Annotated in this window: 15 protein-coding genes; 1 reads left to right on the top strand and 14 read right to left on the bottom strand. The window is 44.1% G+C overall.

Features of this window, described 5'->3' with window-relative positions:
- From B3L97_RS06505 to B3L97_RS06520, 4 genes are all read right to left on the bottom strand, one after another.
- Positions 1-1,698, bottom strand: a 1,698-nt coding sequence (locus B3L97_RS06505; protein ID WP_286934619.1) for an AAA family ATPase, incomplete at its 3' end; no start/stop codon positions are given.
- A complete protein-coding gene (gene mnmA / locus B3L97_RS06510) occupies positions 1,686-2,744 on the bottom strand; it encodes a tRNA 2-thiouridine(34) synthase MnmA (protein WP_286847639.1) in 1,059 nt (352 codons plus the stop codon). The genes mnmA and B3L97_RS06505, both read right to left, overlap by 13 nt.
- A gap of 12 nt (positions 2,745-2,756) precedes the next feature.
- Positions 2,757-5,309, bottom strand: a complete 2,553-nt coding sequence (locus tag B3L97_RS06515) for a cation-translocating P-type ATPase (protein WP_286934620.1) — start codon at positions 5,307-5,309, stop codon at positions 2,757-2,759.
- Positions 5,310-5,936, bottom strand: coding sequence for a cob(I)yrinic acid a,c-diamide adenosyltransferase (locus tag B3L97_RS06520; protein ID WP_286847641.1), 627 nt, complete (start codon positions 5,934-5,936; stop codon positions 5,310-5,312). It lies immediately after the preceding gene.
- Here B3L97_RS06520 and hypF point away from each other — a divergent pair.
- Positions 5,936-8,218: a carbamoyltransferase HypF gene (hypF, locus tag B3L97_RS06525; RefSeq protein WP_286934621.1), complete on the top strand. Its 2,283-nt coding sequence runs from the start codon at positions 5,936-5,938 to the stop codon at positions 8,216-8,218. The two genes, B3L97_RS06520 and hypF, sit on opposite strands and share 1 nt — an antisense overlap.
- A gap of 34 nt (positions 8,219-8,252) precedes the next feature.
- Here the strand turns inward: hypF and glpX are convergent, their stop codons facing one another.
- The 10 genes from glpX to B3L97_RS06575 are packed head-to-tail and all read right to left on the bottom strand — an operon-like array spanning position 8,253 to position 17,856.
- Positions 8,253-9,254: a class II fructose-bisphosphatase gene (glpX, locus tag B3L97_RS06530; protein WP_286847643.1), complete on the bottom strand. Its 1,002-nt coding sequence runs from the start codon at positions 9,252-9,254 to the stop codon at positions 8,253-8,255.
- Between the two features lie 11 nt (positions 9,255-9,265).
- On the bottom strand, positions 9,266-10,561 hold the full coding sequence (gene purB / locus B3L97_RS06535; protein ID WP_024822163.1) for an adenylosuccinate lyase: 1,296 nt from the start codon (positions 10,559-10,561) through the stop codon (positions 9,266-9,268).
- Complete coding sequence (locus B3L97_RS06540; RefSeq protein WP_286847644.1) at positions 10,558-11,091, bottom strand: DUF4416 family protein; 534 nt, start codon at positions 11,089-11,091, stop codon at positions 10,558-10,560. The genes purB and B3L97_RS06540 overlap by 4 nt, the downstream gene beginning before the upstream one ends.
- The gene (locus B3L97_RS06545) at positions 11,088-11,891 is read right to left on the bottom strand and encodes a hypothetical protein (RefSeq protein ID WP_024822161.1); all 804 of its coding nucleotides are present in this window, start codon (positions 11,889-11,891) and stop codon (positions 11,088-11,090) included. The genes B3L97_RS06540 and B3L97_RS06545 overlap by 4 nt, the downstream gene beginning before the upstream one ends.
- Positions 11,881-12,813 (bottom strand): signal recognition particle-docking protein FtsY, encoded by a 933-nt coding sequence (gene ftsY, locus B3L97_RS06550; RefSeq protein WP_024822160.1) that lies wholly within the window; start codon positions 12,811-12,813, stop codon positions 11,881-11,883. Before ftsY ends, B3L97_RS06545 begins: the two co-directional genes overlap by 11 nt.
- 20 nt (positions 12,814-12,833) lie before the next feature.
- The gene (locus B3L97_RS06555) at positions 12,834-14,192 is read right to left on the bottom strand and encodes a PSP1 domain-containing protein (protein WP_286934622.1); all 1,359 of its coding nucleotides are present in this window, start codon (positions 14,190-14,192) and stop codon (positions 12,834-12,836) included.
- Positions 14,164-14,931, bottom strand: coding sequence for a hypothetical protein (locus B3L97_RS06560; protein WP_024822158.1), 768 nt, complete (start codon positions 14,929-14,931; stop codon positions 14,164-14,166). Before B3L97_RS06560 ends, B3L97_RS06555 begins: the two co-directional genes overlap by 29 nt.
- On the bottom strand, positions 14,907-15,341 hold the full coding sequence (locus B3L97_RS06565; RefSeq protein ID WP_286847646.1) for a DUF327 family protein: 435 nt from the start codon (positions 15,339-15,341) through the stop codon (positions 14,907-14,909). Before B3L97_RS06565 ends, B3L97_RS06560 begins: the two co-directional genes overlap by 25 nt.
- The gene (gene tmk, locus B3L97_RS06570) at positions 15,338-15,949 is read right to left on the bottom strand and encodes a dTMP kinase (RefSeq protein WP_286934623.1); all 612 of its coding nucleotides are present in this window, start codon (positions 15,947-15,949) and stop codon (positions 15,338-15,340) included. Before tmk ends, B3L97_RS06565 begins: the two co-directional genes overlap by 4 nt.
- Before the next feature lie 2 nt (positions 15,950-15,951).
- Positions 15,952-17,856: a SpoIVB peptidase S55 domain-containing protein gene (locus B3L97_RS06575; protein WP_286934624.1), complete on the bottom strand. Its 1,905-nt coding sequence runs from the start codon at positions 17,854-17,856 to the stop codon at positions 15,952-15,954.
- Between the last annotated feature and the right edge of the window lie 17 nt (positions 17,857-17,873).

Consider the following 17,873-nt stretch of genomic DNA (forward strand, 5'->3'; position numbering starts at 1 on the left):
TGTTTGTATATGAATAACTCCCTCTTCAAAGGCCCTTTGTATCCGTTCCTGAATTAAATTGCTTCTAAATCTCTTTTCTTCTATGGCTTTGTGAACATGTTTAGCTTCTACAAGCTTTGCATTCTCAGCAACAGCCCACGCCGTAGATTCCACTATTATTTCAATAATTTTATTAAATTCCGTGGTAATACGATCTTGGTGATCAGCTAAACGACTGGCCCATTCAATAACTTCAGCCACAGCGTCAACAGTAAAGGGAATTTTCCCCTCCCTCCTTACAAAACTGCAGATGAATTGAGCCATTTGCTGCTCTGTTTCCAAATTTCGCGGCATGTCACTATCAAAATCTGCTTTTATTTTAAACATCTTTAAAAACTCAGGATCGTAATACTGAAGCAGTGCATATAAGTACGGAGTACCAACCATTACAACCTTCATTTTGATGGGGATCGGCTGAGGGCGCAAAGAAGAAACTGGTATAGCTCCATATTGTTCTCCCAAGTTTTCTATATTGGCTTCTCCCGTTCGGAGGGCACGTTTTAAAGCTTCCCATGACATAAAATTCAAGAGAACTTTTTCTGCGTCAAGGATCAAATACCCTCCATTTGCTTTTTGGAAAGCGCCAGGAACAATTTTATGGAAGTCTGTGTAAAGATACCCCTGTCTGCTTTCGTATTCTACTTTCCCTGTAAGATTGTAATACGTAGGATTTGTCTCCCAAATAACAGGCGCCCCATTCTCGGGGTCATTGGCCACAAAAACATTAATGGTATATCGACTAAAGTCTATCTCCGCAGACTCATCTTTTGCTGCAGCCACAAAAATATTAAAATTACTGATAATGTCTTCCGTTAAGTTGTCTATCCATTTGCATAATATCTCTGTTGTACCATACTTATCTTTAATGTCTTGCAGATATGGAGTAATTGCTGAGCGGCAAATTTCAGCCTCCAATTTGTTAATTTCCTCTTTTAACGCTTTCTCTAGATCTCGAATTTTTCTCAATGTATCAAGAGTTTTTTGAGAAATTTCCTCCGATTTGACCTGGAGCTCTTTCTGCTTTTCCTCTGGAAGAGATTCAAACTCGTCCTGTTGTAGCTCCCGCCGTGAAGTTTCTCCAGATTCACTGACTTCTTCAGTGAGAGGAATATTGACAAATCCTTGAGGCGTCCTTTTTAAAGCAAAACCTTTTTCTCCCGCCCAGGCCCGTACCTCTTCCATTAAAGAGTTAACCTGTTCCTGAAACTTTTTTACCAGTTGAGCCTTGGCATCTTCATACTGACTCTTTTCAAAGGCTTTGCTTATGGCAATTTTCAGCTCCTCAAGGAGATCTTCGAAAGCTGCTCCCATCTCTTTACCTTTTCCAGCAGAGAGATTGATAGCCAGGGGACGACTCGGATCATCAAAGTTATAAACATAAATCCAGTCGTCAGGGGCCTTTCTTTCAAGGGCCGTTTCACGAAGCCGCTCCAGAGAATAGGTTGTGCGTCCACTTCCTGGATTCCCTAGGACAAAAATATTGTATCCCTTACTCTCTACAGCAAGTCCAAAAGAAAAGGCTTTTACAGCCCGCTCTTGCCCAATAAATTTTTCAAGGCATGGAAGTTCTTCAGTCGTTTGAAAGTTAAGAGCATTTATATCTGCTCGTTTTCTGAGCTTCTCTAAAGGTAATTTACATTCTTCCGTTATGTTAGGCACGGGAACACCTCCTCAGATGAAATTATAATGCCTCCTCCACAGACAACATCCCTATTGTACAAAACTAACGATTGCCCCGGTGCTACCATAGGACTTTCAGATACAACCTGAACGCGAAGAGAATCCTCTCCTATCGATACCACTTTTACGGGGAAAGGGGTGGTTCTATACCGATGCTGGGCCATATATACCTCCCCTAGCTTTAACAAAGGAGAAATGACCGGGTGAACACACTGAACAAAGCCAGGATGGTGTTCTCTGGTATTGCTGACATACAAAATATTATGCGCCAGGTTTTTCCCCACAACAAACCATGGCCCCCCAGAAAGCCCCAAACCTTTCCTTTGCCCTATAGTATAGCGCCAAAGTCCCTGATGTTTCCCTAGAACGTGTCCATCTCCATCAACTATAGACCCAGGAAGAGAAGTTTCCTCCCGTATATACTTTCGCAAGAAGAGCATCAATCCCTGGGGGGCGAAGCAAACATCTTGGCTTTCCTCTTTTTTTACAACCCACAGTGGAAGCTTTGATGAAGCTATTTCTCTCACTTCAGCTTTCGTCATATTTCCTAAAGGGAAACGAATACTACGAAGCCATTCCATGGGAAGACGATATAACATGTAGCTTTGATCTTTTTTTATATCCCTTCCTCTAGCTAAAACAAAATCGTCATTATTAGAGAGGATACGAGCATAGTGGCCTGTAGCTACAAGAGGTATATTTTTTTCTTCTGCAACTTTGAAGAGAAGCCTGAACTTGACGGCAGGATTACATAGAATACAGGGGTTCGGCGTCAACCCTCTGGCATATTCAGAAACCACCAAAGATAGCACTCGCTGGGTAAAAATATCTCGCCCGTCAAGAGTAATAAAAGGGATATGGAGTTTTTGAGCAAGCTCGCAAGCTTGCTGCTGAGCTAAGCTATTTTCGGGGCCTGAGAGATGGAGGTAAAGCCCATATACATCATACCCGTCTCTTTTAAGCAGGAGGGCTGTCGCCGCACTATCAACTCCTCCACTCATGCCCACTAAAATTTTTTTCTCCACGAATAAAACCACCTAAAGACCAAACAATATTTTTCTCAACTGAGCAAGTCCTGTAGGAAGCAAGGCGGATCCTACTACAACTCCCCATTCTAGCGCTCCAAGAGGAACTATATCCAAAACATTCTGGAATACAGGAATATACGTAATGACAACTTGCAATAAGACAGAACCCCCTATACCCAACAAAAGCCACGGGTTCTCCCAGAACCGCTCTGGATGACTTAAAAGACTATTTTTACGCACGTTTAACACAAAGAAAAGCTGAGCTAACACAAGTGTATGAAAACTCAATTCCGTAGCTCGCAAGAAATCTCCCTTATGATACCAGAGAGACCAATAATATGCGGCAAAAACTCCACTCGTGATAGCTGCTCCATAGAAAAATATAAGCAGTTTATGGGACCTCGTAACAATATTTTCGTCTCTCCTTTTAGGACTACAAAGCATTACATCAGGTTCTGCCGGGTCAAGAGACAACGCGAGTGCAGGCAATACGTCTGTAACCAAATTGATCCACAGAATTTGCAAAGGGATAAGGATCGTAGGCAACTTGAGAAGTATCCCTAAAAAAACAGTGAGGATTTCGCTCAGATTACAACATAAAAGGAATAATACTGCTTTACGAATATTATCAAAAATTCGCCGGCCTTCCCGCACAGCTTCAACGATAGTACTGAAACGATCATCTTGAAGAATAATGTCTGAAGCTTCTTTACTAACCTCAGTACCCTGTATACCCATAGCTATCCCTACATCGGCCTGTTTTAAAGCTACGGCATCATTAACTCCGTCACCAGTCATAGCTACGACTTCCCCAGCTTTTTGAAGGCCTTTTACAATTCTCATTTTATGCTCTGGAGCCACTCTGGCTACTACAGATAGTTTTTTCGCTCGTGCAACTACATCTTCCTCTGACAAAGATTCAAGTTCTGAACCCATCATAGATAGAGAGTAAGGTTCTTTGTATATACCAACCTCCTTGGCAATTGCCTCAGCTGTCACTAAGTGATCGCCAGTAACCATAATCACATGTATTCCTGCTTTATGACAAAGAGTTACAGACTCGTTAACCTCAGGTCTCGGGGGATCGTCTATGCCAGCCACTCCTAAAAACATAAGGCTTTCAAGGGAATCACCCCAAGCTAAAGCTATAGTTCGCATGCCTCTTTGAGCCAAGACTTGTACGTTCTTATGCCACGCTATCTTGGTTTCCTCTAAAAAAGGGGCCGGCCCCTGCGACGTGAGTATAAATGGGCAATCATGGAAAACCCTTTCTGGGGCCCCTTTCATTGCCACGCCTTCATTGTGCCATGTAACCATTCGCATCGTTTGTGAGTCGAAAGGCTCTTCTGCAATACGAGGAAATTTGTTTCGCAAAGATAGTTTGTTTTCCCCAGCATAACGAAGAAGCGCTACTTCCATAGGATCCCCCACCGATTTCGTGTCGTTTATAGTTGCATCATTACAGAGGACAGCAACACGAATAAAAAGCTCCTCCGCCTCAGGTTGAGACAAATTAACTGCACGAACAGTCATATCGTTCATTGTCAGCGTTCCTGTTTTATCAGTACAAATAACAGTTGTAGACCCCAACGTTTCAACAGAAGCCAAATTCCGCACCAGGGCATTTATTTTTGCCATCCTGTGAACTCCAAGAGCCAACGTCATAGTAGCCACAAAAGGTAGCCCTTCTGGAACAGCAGCTACAGCGAGGGCTATGCCGGTACTAAGCATCATTAAAAGACCGCGTCCTTGAAAAATCCCTGCTCCAATAACAATTCCCGCAATAGCTATTGTTGCCCATATAAGGAACTGGCTAAATTTAGCTAAACGTTCTTCTAGAGGCGTTTCCTGAGAAGAGACCTGTTGAAGCATTCGACCTATTCGTCCAATCTCCGTCTCCATTCCCGTAGCAAAAACTGTAGCCCTTGCTGTCCCCTTAACCATATTCGTACCTGCATAAACACAATTAGCGCGGTCAGGCAATAGTGTTTCAATGGGAAGAGACTCTATGATTTTCTCTACTGGTAAAGATTCTCCTGTTAAAGAGGCCTCATTTACCGTGCAATTCGCTTCTTTGAAAATACGCCCGTCAGCTGGGATCACATCTCCAGCTTCCAGTACCATAATATCCCCTGGAACCACATCCGCAGAAGAGATTAGGGATATGTTCCCGTTCCGTAAGACTCGACAATGGAGGGAGGTCATGGATTTCAATGCCTGTAGAGCCTTTTCTGCTCGAAATTCTGTAAAGAATCCAATAAGGCTGTTCATAAAAATAACAACCAAAATAGCGATACTATCGAGAAGTTCTCCCATCATAAAACTTATAAGAGCGGCTACAAAGAGAAGGTAAACCATGGGGGAAGCAAACTGTCTGAGAAAAAAACGCCACCAAGGAAGAATTTCCTCTTGAGAAAGAACGTTGCCCCCATATTCCTTCCTTGCAGCCTCCACTGCTTCATCACCGAGCCCCTGTTCAATATCCACGCCCATACGTTCCAAGAAATCTCCGGCAGCTAAAGCGTAAGGAGCGGAGGGTTTCCCGTTCTCTTGGCTTTTCAATTAATACTCGACCCCCTTACGGCCATAGATCCCTTTCTGGAAAGGGTGACGGATCTCTTTCATCTCCGTAACGAGATCAGCATAGTCTATAAGTATTTGAGGCGGATTCCGTCCCGTAAGAACAACTTCTACATGAGAGGCGCGTTTCTTCAAAAGAGCAAGAAGTCTCTCTGCTTTCAAGAGCCCATAGTCAAGAGCAACATTGATCTCATCCAATATTACTATATTGAACTGCCCTCCCATAATCCATTTTTCCGCAATCTCCAAACCTCGCTGGGCCTCAAGAAAATCCACCTGGAGAGGAGCAGACTTGTCAACAAAATCAGGACGACCAGTCTGGATAATTTTAATTTCAGGAATACGTGATAAACTTACGAGTTCCCCGTAGTGCGGCCATCCTTTCATAAATTGAACAATCCCTACTGTAAAGCCCCATCCTGCTGCTCGTAGAGCGAGACCAAGAGCCGCAGTAGTTTTTCCTTTCCCATCTCCCATATAAATCTGAACTAAACCTAGCTCTTCGGAGTGTTCTCTCGTCATATAGGGATTCCTCATTTCTTCTTTATTTTTATTCTTGAGTCTCTGCCCATCTTGATTTAAAATGCCCTGAGAATGGAGGTTTGTCAATGCTCAAGATCACAACTTTTTTAGTGACAGGCATTGTACAAGGGGTAGGTTTTAGGCCTTTCTGCGCCCGATTAGCTCAAGAAATGGCTTTAGGGGGAAGTGTTAAAAACACTTCCGATGGTGTGCTTATCACCTTGCGAGGAACTTCAGAAACCATCGAAAGCTATCTTCAGCGCTTACAAGACGAAAAACCCGGCCCTTCGTATATAGCGTCTATAGAATTCCTCTCAGATAAGACATGTTCAGAAGAGGATAATGGGAATTTTACTATAGAAAAAAGCCTTCGCCTTGAACATCAGCGGGTCCTCATCCCACCAGATATAGCAACTTGCGATGACTGTTTGCGGGAAATGAACGACCCATCAAACCGACGATATCATTACCCTTTCATTAATTGCACGAATTGCGGCCCTCGATATACTATTATTCAAGATCTTCCATATGATCGCCCACTCACGACAATGAGCAGTTTTACTATGTGCGAAGAGTGTCAGAGAGAATATGACGCCCCACTTAACCGACGTTATCATGCCCAACCTAATGCGTGTTCTCAGTGTGGCCCCTCATTATGGCTTACAAATAATAAAGGGAATATAATAGCTAGAGGTGAAGAAGCGCTTTCTCTCTGTTGTAAAAGACTTCAACAAGGGGATACTGCCGCCATTAAGGGACTTGGAGGGTTTCATCTCGCTTGTGATCCTTTTCAACACGAAGCCGTTAAAAAACTGAGAGAATCGAAACATCGAAAGGATAAGCCGTTCGCCCTCATGGTTCCTGATCTCAAACAAGCGCAACAACTTGTGTATATCACGAATACCGCAGCTAAAATTCTCTCATCGACCAAGAGACCTGTTGTCATTTGTCCTATGAGACAAGACACAATGCTCTCTCCACTCGTAGCGCCAGGACAAAATTCTTTAGGTATTATGCTTCCTTACACGCCACTTCATCACCTGCTGTTACAAAATTTTGACGCTCTCGTTATGACTAGTGCTAATATGAGCGATGCGCCCATTATCTCTAACAACAAAGATGCATTGATTTCTCTTGCGCCTCTTGCTCAAGTTTTTTTAATGCATAATAGAGACATACATATGGCTATAGATGACTCTGTTATAGCCGCTCAGGGACGAGAGTATGTGGTTATACGAAGAGCAAGAGGATTTGTTCCCCTTCCCTTAGCATCTCCTCGGAAAGGCCCGGTAATTCTTGCTGCTGGAGCTGAAATGAAATCCACTTTTACACTCACACAAGATCGAACTATCTTCCCTGGCCAATATCTTGGCGACTTAAAACAGATAGGGACCATAGAGTATTACAGAAAGGCTCTCCGTCATTTCTTGAAGTTATACAACCTTCATCCTGAATACCTTGTTTATGATCGTCATCCTCAATATATTTCTCGGTCTGTAGCACAGGAAATCTCTGGAATAAGCTCTTCTCGCTCTATGGCTGTACAACACCATCATGCCCATATGGCAGCCTGTCTTCTTGAGAACCGTTTTAATGGTACAGCCATAGGTGCTATTTTTGATGGGACTGGATATGGTGCCGACGGAACAATTTGGGGCGGAGAATTTCTTGTAGGAAATACTCGTGATTTCCAGCGTCAAGGTTCTTTTCTTCCATGCCCTCTTCCCGGAGGAGAACGAGCCGTTTTAGAGCCCTGGCGTTACGCTTTTGCCATGCTTCTCTCTGTATACGGAGAAGAAGCTTGCCATATAGCACAAAATCTCTGGCCTTGGGCTGCCCGTTATTTAGACTCCCTTAAGGCTATTATGAAACACTCTCCCATCACCACTTCATGTGGCCGTTTCTTTGATGGCGTTTCCGCTTTATTAGGGATATGCCCTATCATTTCCTACGATGGACAAGCCGCTATGGAGTTAGAAGGATGTGCAAAAGGATCCGCTCTCGCCCCCTTCTCCATAATGGAAAAAGGACACCAGTTCTTTCTCGATTGGCGCCCCACTATACAGTGGCTTGTGGAAAGGAGCGCTTCCTTCTCTGTTGAAGAGAAAGCTGCTGCAATCCACGGAGGATTGGCTGCGGCTACAGCTGAAATATGCCGCTCCATTGCTGACAACAATGGGGTTAAATATGTAGCTCTATCCGGAGGGGTATGGCAAAACAGGCGCCTTCTCGTGCTCACCCTCTCTCAATTACGCCGAAGAGGGTTACTGCCCCTTACTCATCACCTTTTATCTCCTAATGATGAAAGCGTTTCAGTTGGACAAGCTGCGATAGGGCTAGAATATTGGTGTGAGGGCCCTTCTCAGTAGAGAAAGGCCCTCCTATAAAACATAAAATATTAATTTATCTATCGACACTCTCGGGAGCGTAGTCGATACCACTGATTTTACATAGTTTCTTGGGGTGATGGATGGCTTCTACGTAACGAACAGTGCCACTCTTCGAACGCATAACCATGGAAAATGTTCGTATCCGCCGCCCTTCGTACCGAACACCCTTAAGGAAGTCTCCGTCTGTTACGCCAGTAGCAGCAAAGAAAACATTATCTCCCGTAACAAGATCTTCAAGAGTTAACACCTGATTGAGATCAAGCCCTCTGGCCCGGCTCTCTTCCGCTTCTGCCTCATTTCTAGGCCAAAGCTTGCACTGCATATTCCCACCTAAACATTTAATAGCACACGCCGTAATTACCGCTTCAGGAGAACCTCCAATACCTACGAGGAGATCGGCCCCTCCCTGCTCTTTACATGTTAAAAGAGCACCTGCTACATCTCCGTCAGGGATTAATTTAATCCGAGCCCCTACTTCTCGTATCTGCTCTTTAACTTCGTCATGGCGGGGGCGATCAAGCACTACAACTGTAATATCTCCCACGGATTTCGACTTTTTTGCAGCAACCCTCTTGATATTTTCTCCGATAGGAGCGTCTATATCAATAACATCTGCCGCATCAGGGCCAGTTGCCAATTTGTTCATATAAAAAATATTTTTAGGATTAAACATCGTTCCCTTTTCCGATAAAGCCACAACACTTATAGCCCCTGGTAAGCCCAAAGCGGTAAGCCGAGTTCCATCAATAGGATCTACAGCGATGTCCACCTCAGGAGATACTCCTGTTCCTAAGCGCTCCCCATTAAATAACATGGGAGCTTCGTCTTTCTCCCCTTCGCCAATCACTACAACGCCGTTCATCGCAATGGTATTGAGCATATATCGCATAGCCGTTACCGCTGCACCATCGGCGGCATTTTTATCTCCTCTCCCCATCCAGCGACCAGCTGCCATAGCTGCAGCTTCTGTTCCACGGACAAGCTCGAGAGCCAAGTTACGTTCCGGCACTGACATTATGGCCCCTCCTATTCAGAAAATCTTAAAAATATTTCATCTATTGCCTTAAAATAGTAATCAATATCAAACAGCTTGTCGAGTTCATCTCTGGAAAGATAGCGATTCACCCGTGAGTCCGACCAAAGGAGGTCGGCAAAAGATCCTTCTCCGTGCCAACATTTCATAGCGTTCTCTTGCACCACTGCATATGCATCTTCTCTGCTAAGCTTGAACTTTTCTACGAGTTCAAGCAAAACTCTCTGACTAAAGACAAGACCTTGGGTCAGATACAGATTTTTTTCCATATTCTCCGGACTGATATCCATGCCTTCTACTATTTGAGACATTTTCTTCAGCATATACGTCACGAGATGGAACGCATCAGGCCAAATAATTCGTTCCACAGAAGAATGGCTTATATCTCTCTCATGCCAAAGTGCCACATTCTCCATAGCTGTAGAAGCATATCCCCTTAAAAGACGAGCCATCCCTGTTAGGCGTTCACAAAGAATGGGGTTTCTTTTATGAGGCATAGCCGAGGAACCTTTTTGTTTCTTCCCAAAAGGCTCCATGGCTTCAAGGACCTCCGTTTTCTGAAGGTGTCGAATCTCCACTGCCATTCTCTCTATGCCAGCTCCGAGAAGTGCCAGAACATTCATGATATGAGCATGACGATCGCGCTGCAAGATTTGAGTGGAGACCGCAGCTGGATGAAGACCAAGGAGCTCACACACCCGTTTTTCTATTTTAGTAGGGCAATGAGCGTATGTTCCCACCGCTCCAGATATTTTCCCATAATTAATTTGTTCTCGCGCCTGAAGAATTCTCTCTCGATCTCGAATAAGCTCGTAATACCAGTTGAGAAGTTTGAGCCCGAAGGTCATGGGTTCTGCGTGAATACCATGAGTGCGTCCAACACAGGGGGTATACTTATATTCTTTCGCTTTTTCCCATATAAGACCAGCAAGCTTATTGACCTTTTCCAAAACTACGTCGAGAGATTTTCGTAACATAAGGGAAGAAGCTGTATCGAGCACATCACTGCTTGTTAAGCCAAGATGGATATATCGCCCATTGGCCCCCACCTTTTCAGCTACAGCAGACACAAAAGCAATGACATCATGATGTACCTGGCTCTCTATTTCGTAGATCCTCTCTATATCAAAATCAGCTTTCTCTTCAATATCTTTCAAAGCCTCTTCTGGAATAAGCCCCTCTTCTGTCCAAGCCTTGCACACTGCCAGCTCGACTTGAAGCCACGTCTGATACTTGTTGTGGTCGCTCCACATACGTTTCATTTCTTCTGTTTCGTATCTTTCTATCATTCCTCATGCCTCCTCATAGCCATATCTCTATGCCAATCCTCCCGCACTGCCGATAGGAAGGGATTATACCTGCCACTAGCAAAATCGGGGAAAGTGTAATCAAACGCAACCCATTGCTTGAAACGATAGCGCATTGTTACTTCCGCGAAAATACCTTCTGTCAGGTATATCCGATGGGCATGATCTTTAGTTGAAGCCAGAACTAATCGAGCCCCATTAATATATCCTGGATCAATATTTACGGCTCGTATGTCTCTTTCTTCTCGAGCGAGGCTACTCCGCTGTTCTACGAGGCCACTCTCCTTTTTCCAACGAACCAATTCATCCCCATTACGAAGACCTGGGAAGGAAATAAAGCGCCGATACAAGACAGGTGCAATATCATGATAATAGTCTGTTTTATCGAAGGGGAAGGCATCGCTAATTCGCTCAGGCTCTCCCCAAATAGGGGATAACGCCTGCAAAACCCACTGCCACCACCATTCATCTGGATAAAGAACGCCTGTAATCAATTTCACAGGATATATCATTCTGAAGACTCCTTTTCCTTTCTGAGACATAAGTGCCCTACTACCTTACCATCCCATATACACGTCATATATTCATCGGCGCCAAGAAGATCAAGGGGAGACGGCTCTTTTATTTCTTCATCGACGCGAAGAATTCGATACCCTGCTCTACGTTTCTTCTGAGCCCACGCCTGACCAACTGCGGCCCACCAAATCATATTTTCAGCAGTATCCAAATCGCAAGTGACATCATCAAGCATAAAAACATGGGGAGCTATTTCTATGGGGCATATGACCATTCTCCCCTCTGCGTTATCTATAGCCAACATGGGTTCCTCAGACTGCAACGCAGATTCTACTTCATCATAAGAAAAAGTGTACCCCTTTAAATGAGAACAAGCTTTTTCATTGAGAATCACTTTCTTTTTCTGAATGGCTAATAAAGGGATAGGAACACTCCACCATTCAGGAAGATCCCCTGTTTGGGAAGTAACCATTAGTTTAAGCTCCCCTACAGTAGAGATAGACGCTCCTCCCTCTGCTGATAAAAACAACACTGTTTCTTTATTGGGCAATGTATAAAAAGGAGTGTGAGATGGATCCTCTTCTTTTTCAAAGCTACGAAATAAGCTGGAAACGTGACTATCCTTTCCCGTCTTATGTAAAAATGCAACGAGATCCTCTTGCAGAAAATATTTATAGCGATTTTTCTTATGCAGCACTATTCTTGTAAGAGAGAAGCAAAAGAGTGCCCTCAAAACGATGGAAAGAGGAGACGAAAAAGAGAGACTATTAAGAAGCTGCTCTTCCTCAGTTTTCATCACTATTTCTCTCCAGCAAAGCAGATACAAAAAGCTTAGGCTCAAAACGACGTAGATCATCAACTCCTTCGCCCAGTCCCACGTACCGAATTGGAAGGCCTAAGTGATGGGCTATAGCTAGAATAATGCCTCCCTTTGCCGTGTTATCATATTTAGATAAGATGACGCCAGTTAAGTGAAGGGCTTCATGGAAAGCCTGTGCTTGTGCAAAGCCATTCTGTCCCATAACTGCGTCCAAGACGAGAAGAATCTCTATATTTTCTTGATCCACTTCCCGGGCTAAAACTCGTATAACTTTAGATAGTTCCTCCATAAGATTATGCTTCGAATGAAGACGACCAGCTGTATCCACTATCAGGAGATCTGACGAGGATGCCCGAGCTGCCAGTAACGCATCATACGCTACTGCAGCAGAATCACTCCCTTGTTGTTGGGCTATAACTCGACTTCCTGTTCGCTCTCCCCAAATTTTCAGCTGTTCTATAGCGCCTGCTCTAAAGGTATCTGCTGCTCCCAACACTACCTTTTTCTCTTGGCGCCGAAATTGTTCTGCTAATTTAGCAGCTGTCGTGGTCTTGCCACTTCCGTTTACGCCAACAAGCACTACTACTTTAGGCTTTACATCAAGAACAATTTCCTTCCCCATGCCTTCTATTTTTTCAAGATGGCTTGTAAGCATATCTATAAAATAATCTATTAATTGATCCGATGTCTTGAGCCCTTCTTTTTTTACTACTTTTTGAAGAGACTCTATGAGCTCTTCCGTCAAATCTAAACCTACATCCCCGGAAATGAGAAGTTCTTCCATTTGCTCCCAAAACTCATCATCGATAGAGGTTCCAGAAAAGAGAGAAATGAGCCCCCCACTCCAACGATTTTTTACTCCTTTAAGCCCATTCTTAAGTTTATCCCAAAGAAACATGATATCCCCCCTATCCTAAGCTATTCACCGTTGGGCCCTTCTTTTTCGCTAGAAGAGCTCTCGTTTTTGGAGTTTTTTCCCCTTCGAAAAGGACGCCGTCCTTTCTTCCGCACAGGCCTATTTCGTTTAGCTACGCTATTTTCAGTGCTCTGTTCCTCCGATCTTGTTCCTTCACGATCTGGAGTCGCTAACTTATTATTTTGGGGTTTCTTTTTACGTCGCCGCCGACGTTTTATTCCTCCTGATTTAGAAACAGCTCCCGTTCCCTTCCTATTGTCGCCTTTCTTTTCTTCCGATTCACGATAAGGCGGGCATGGAACATCTTCCAAATTTTCTAAGACAGAATGATCATTTTCTCCTTCAATTTTCAATATCCCAATTGACGAGACATCCGTTATGGCTGTTGCCATAACATCGTTCTCAGAGAAAACAAGGGACTCGCCAGATTCGTCCTCTCCCAAGACAGGAAGGGCCGGTATACCGCTCTCACCAATGGTACTATCCCATACTTCCCCTCTCATTACCGTCTCTTTAAAAGCTTCAAAATTTCGGGCTAGAACTAGTATTTCCGTCCCCTCAGGAGTCTTAGCCCGAAAAGCCTCATGCTGCAAATCAACGCCAAGAATAACGTAGTTACCAGTAGGGGTCTTAATTTTCGAGCCTGGGTTTGGAAGGTCTTTCCAAATAGAACCATACGTCTCATGCTCATAGGCCATACAGCACATAAGACGCCCACAAATCCCTGATATTTTTGTAGGGTTCAGAGCTAAATTCTGTTCCTTTACCATTTTGATACAAATAGGATCAAATTTATGGAGCCAGTATCCACAGCAACATTCTTTACCACAGGGACCAAGCCCTCTTACTGTTTTGGCTTCGTCACGTACTCCTATCTGACGCAATTCGATTCTTGTTTTGAATTCACGGGCAAGATCTCGAACATAGGCCCTGAAATCTACTCGCTGCTCAGACGTAAAATAAAAGAAAAGTTTCTTTCGATCAAGAAGGTACTCGACATCTACAAGCTTCATAGGAAGATCGTGTTGCGAAAGAATCTCTCTGGCTTTTATAAGCACGAGCTCTTCCTCAACCCTCTGGTTCCGATCTATTTCTAAATCTTCAACTGTAACCATACGGACAAAAGTTATATTCTGAAGCATAGGCTCTCCGCCCTTAGGCTGGCCCTCTGAAGTATCTTCCGTACACGTGTTCCTATAACGATCTTCTTGTTCCAATGAGAGCGGCCCTCCAACAACGGCCAACTCAAGCCCTCGCATGGTTTCGGCAACTATACGGGATCCTCTTTCGGGAGAAGGGGTCTCAATCTCTACAAGTCCTAAATATCTAGGCTTACCGAAAATCGTCAAATATATGCTCAAACGCAAAACCCTCCTTGAGTACTAATACTATATAATCCAAAAGCATGGACTGAGAAAGACGCCCTGTCTGGCTTAAAAGACGAAGACGTTCAATAGGTTCTATAAGATGAAAATGCCCCTCTGCCAAAGCCCAAGAACCCCACCGACCAAGTTGCATTTCTAACTCTTCTACCGAAATTTTCCCGCTATTTCGAACCCAGGCAAACCAAGACTCTTCAGAGTTTGGCATGACTTCTTGTTCAGGCACTGATTCATGTATAGTTGAAAGGTTCCAGCACCGGCTTTTGAGTGTGGGTAGCAGCCCTTCTCCTTCATGTATAAAAAGAATGACAGCATAACTCGGAGGCTCCTCTACCACTTTTAACAAGCTGTTAGCTGCACCTAACGGAAGGGTATCAGCAGCAAAAACAACAGCTAAACGACGGGGGGAAGCCACGGGACGAAGGGTAAGCTCCTCTGTCAATTGCCGACAAGCCTCAATGCGAGGCGCTTTATCCGTTGTCCCAGCCAAAAGAAGGTCTGGATGGACGCCTTCATGCCAAGCTAAACATGCATCACATACTCCACAGTTACATCTCTTCTCACATAAAATCAAATGGGCAAGTTCGGTCGCCACCGTAAAATGATACTGTTGGGGTACACGTAAAGCCAAACTTTGAGGGAATCGGTTTGCCTCAAGAGCCCTTGATAGTTCTGCCCACATAATACTTGATATTATAAAAAAAGGGAGATGAGACATCCTTTAATCTCCTCCACTAATCGTAAAGCTCTCATACGATTTCCCTCTCTGCTTAAAACCGCAGAGAGCTCCTGTAAATCTGTTTCTGTTTTTTCCATCAAAACAAAAATATTTTTATCATATCGTCTCCAGCGAAGATCTTTCTTCAATCGTAGTCGACCAGTAGCCCGGCGAAGCAGTTCTTTAACAACAGTTCTGTAGGTGCTTAATAGCCTTTCCGCAGGGAAACGAGATAGCTGTTCCCCCAGCTTCTCTAAACGATCAAAAAGTTCCTGAATTTCTGCGTCTTCTAAAGATTCGTCAAAGCAAGGGAAAACTTCATCTGCCCGCCGTTCCACCTTATAGTGGCCTGTCAAAGATTTATCTATCCCTGTATCTAATTTCCTATCAGAACTCCTTCGTACTTTCACTGGTTCAGAAACACCTCCAGAGAGTTCCAAATCTGATTGGCAACATTTTCTAACGATTGCGTTCCATCAATGCGAACAATTCTTTTAGGATAGCGAAGAGCCAATTCTTCGTACCCACGGCATACACGCTCTAAAAAACTTTTTGTCCCTGACTCTATGCGATCAAGAGAACTTCTAGAAGACTCTATCCTAGCAAAAGCCATTTCCAGAGGAACATCCATCCATAACGTTAGGTCTGGCTCAGGAAATTCACACCAAGAAAAAAGAGTTTCTACTTTTTCTTCCGGAATACCTCTCCCCCAAATTTGATAAGCTCGCGTTGAATCTGAGTAACGCTCACATACGACTATATCTCCCCGTGAAAGAGCCGGTACTATTTCCTGCCTCACATGCTCGCAGCGGTCAATTACGAAAAGAAATAATTCGCTCAAGGGGTGATAAAGATCCTCTTCGAGTAAAAGAGAACGAATAAGCCCTCCTTGTGCCCATCCGCCAGGCTCTCGGGTCCCAAAAACATTTTTCCCCGTAGACGCTGCTATTTTCTCGTTCAAAATGGCGGCCTGAGTGCTTTTGCCACACCCATCGATGCCTTCCAGGGTAATAAACATTTCTAACCTTCTTCCTTTTCTACAGCCACTTCTTGCCCATCAGAAGGTTGAACCTGTATTATTTTCCTTAAGAGCCCTTCCACCACAGAATCAGTCTTAAAGATACGCATTGTTCCTTCATTAAGGCGCCTCTCCTTAACCTGGCTCAAAAGCTCCGTGTCTTCCTTGGTGGGTATCATATCCTCAGGACTATCAGGAATTTTTGCATAGTTTAGTTCTACTATAACCTCATTATTTGTTTCCAAAGAGCTCATTTCTTTCAACATTTGATCAAAATTATCTATAGTTTTCCAGCCCTGTACAATAGCATCCTCTTCAAGAGCCATTATATTTCCCCCTCGAACAACTATTTCTACGGGCCCAGAAGCATCTTGGGGTACTGTAAGCTCTAATTTCTTCTTCGACTGCTTACCTCGGTACGGCCTGATGGTAACTTCTACAGGTACTTTCTGGCCGGGAACAAAGATTTCTCCATCTATTTTCAATCCCTCTATAAAAATAAGCTTCGGTTGGCGGGTAATTTCCACAGATAAATGGATTCCCATCGGAGAAATTTCCATAAAGGGATTCATGGCTATGTTTTTCATTAAATCTCTCACTTCTTGCAAGGCTTCATCAGCTACGTCAGTTTCGGAGAAATACATATTACTTCTCGTCCAGCCCTTATAAATTTCTTTCCCTTCTACCTGGAGAGAAATCCGGGCCGTCCCCTCCCCTACTCGCCCCCATAACCTGTCAATAAGTCCTGTGAAAAGGGTACTGGCAAGATCCATGCCAAGGAAAGGATCTTGTACGACATGGAAGCGTTTCATATCTCTTTCATTTCTATCTATATCTTTAAAGCGTAGGGATGCTTCAATGGACGGAGCAAAATATCCTAAGCGCCCCCCTATGGCCTCAGCACGATCTTGGGTTACTGTTCCGACAATATGAGAAAAACTCCCCACTTTAAAGGGAGACTCTAAGCTGGGTACTACATTATGGACTTTCACCTTCACAGCAGGGAACGCCACAGCTCCTTTCCCCAGAAAAGGGTGCCCAAAAGCAAGAAATCGACCATCCTTATCAACAGATGTGATGGTGCCAATGGAACCTATGGTAACATCGCCCCACGCTAACAAAACTCCTATGGCCTCTCCAGGCGCAAAGGTCCCTTTATAATCCACCAATTGCTCATTCCCGTTGAGGCCACCTGCCAAAAACACTTTTTCCCCCAGACGTTCCCCTACCCGATTCGCTATCCTCTGGCTTACTCCTCCTACCTGGAGAGGAAGAGCTCGTTTTTCACTACCTGAAGATAAATTCGTATTTTCTGCGTTTCCTTCTGTAGTCTCTTCCGTATTTTCATTTTCAACACTATTCTCTTCCGCAGTTTCCTCGTTGTTTTCTGCTTCCTCCTCTTCAACCCCTTTTTCTGCATCTTTTCCATCTTCCTTCAAGGATAGAGGCTGAGGAAAAGAGGGGGGGTCCTCCGGCCACGCCCAGATAGACTCCATATCTTTAATAGGAGTCACATATCCTATGTTGTGCTCACTAAAATTAAACCCGTAACCAATAGCTCCTATCAATTTCCCATTAATATAAACCGGACTTCCACTCATACCTGCGGCTATGCCACCTGTCTTCTCTATGACGTTACCGCTGACCCGAACCATAATAAGGTGGCGAGGCCGACTTTCCATTTGGGGGACAATGCTAACAATCTCCACGGGAAAAGAAACTACTTCTTCCCCACGTACAACCGTCAACGCTGTACCCTTCATACCCGGACGAAGTTCTTGTAAAGGAAGAATGGGAGTTTTTGGAGGAAAAGGAGCCGAAGCGGCTATCCCCGCAGTTGCATAAAAAACAATTAAAAAGGTTAGGATAGGAACGTATAAAATGTGCCAACTATATTTTCTCTCCATCGGAACCATCCTCCTCT

It is taken from the genome of Aminobacterium sp. UBA4834 (assembly GCF_002400205.1).
In the GTDB taxonomy this organism is placed as follows: Bacteria; Synergistota; Synergistia; order Synergistales; family Aminobacteriaceae; genus Aminobacterium; species Aminobacterium mobile.

Excerpts from the sequence above, each read along its gene's own strand:
- B3L97_RS06540 (WP_286847644.1), bottom strand. The coding sequence starts at position 11,091 with ATGATATATCCTGTGAAATTGATTACAGGCGTTCTTTATCCAGATGAA.
- B3L97_RS06545 (WP_024822161.1), bottom strand. The coding sequence starts at position 11,891 with ATGAAAACTGAGGAAGAGCAGCTTCTTAATAGTCTCTCTTTTTCGTCT.
- hypF (WP_286934621.1), top strand. The coding sequence starts at position 5,936 with ATGCTCAAGATCACAACTTTTTTAGTGACAGGCATTGTACAAGGGGTA.
- glpX (WP_286847643.1), bottom strand. The coding sequence starts at position 9,254 with ATGTCAGTGCCGGAACGTAACTTGGCTCTCGAGCTTGTCCGTGGAACA.
- B3L97_RS06560 (WP_024822158.1), bottom strand. The coding sequence starts at position 14,931 with ATGTCTCATCTCCCTTTTTTTATAATATCAAGTATTATGTGGGCAGAA.
- tmk (WP_286934623.1), bottom strand. The coding sequence starts at position 15,949 with ATGTTTATTACCCTGGAAGGCATCGATGGGTGTGGCAAAAGCACTCAG.
- ftsY (WP_024822160.1), bottom strand. The coding sequence starts at position 12,813 with ATGTTTCTTTGGGATAAACTTAAGAATGGGCTTAAAGGAGTAAAAAAT.
- B3L97_RS06575 (WP_286934624.1), bottom strand. The coding sequence starts at position 17,856 with ATGGAGAGAAAATATAGTTGGCACATTTTATACGTTCCTATCCTAACC.
- purB (WP_024822163.1), bottom strand. The coding sequence starts at position 10,561 with ATGATAGAAAGATACGAAACAGAAGAAATGAAACGTATGTGGAGCGAC.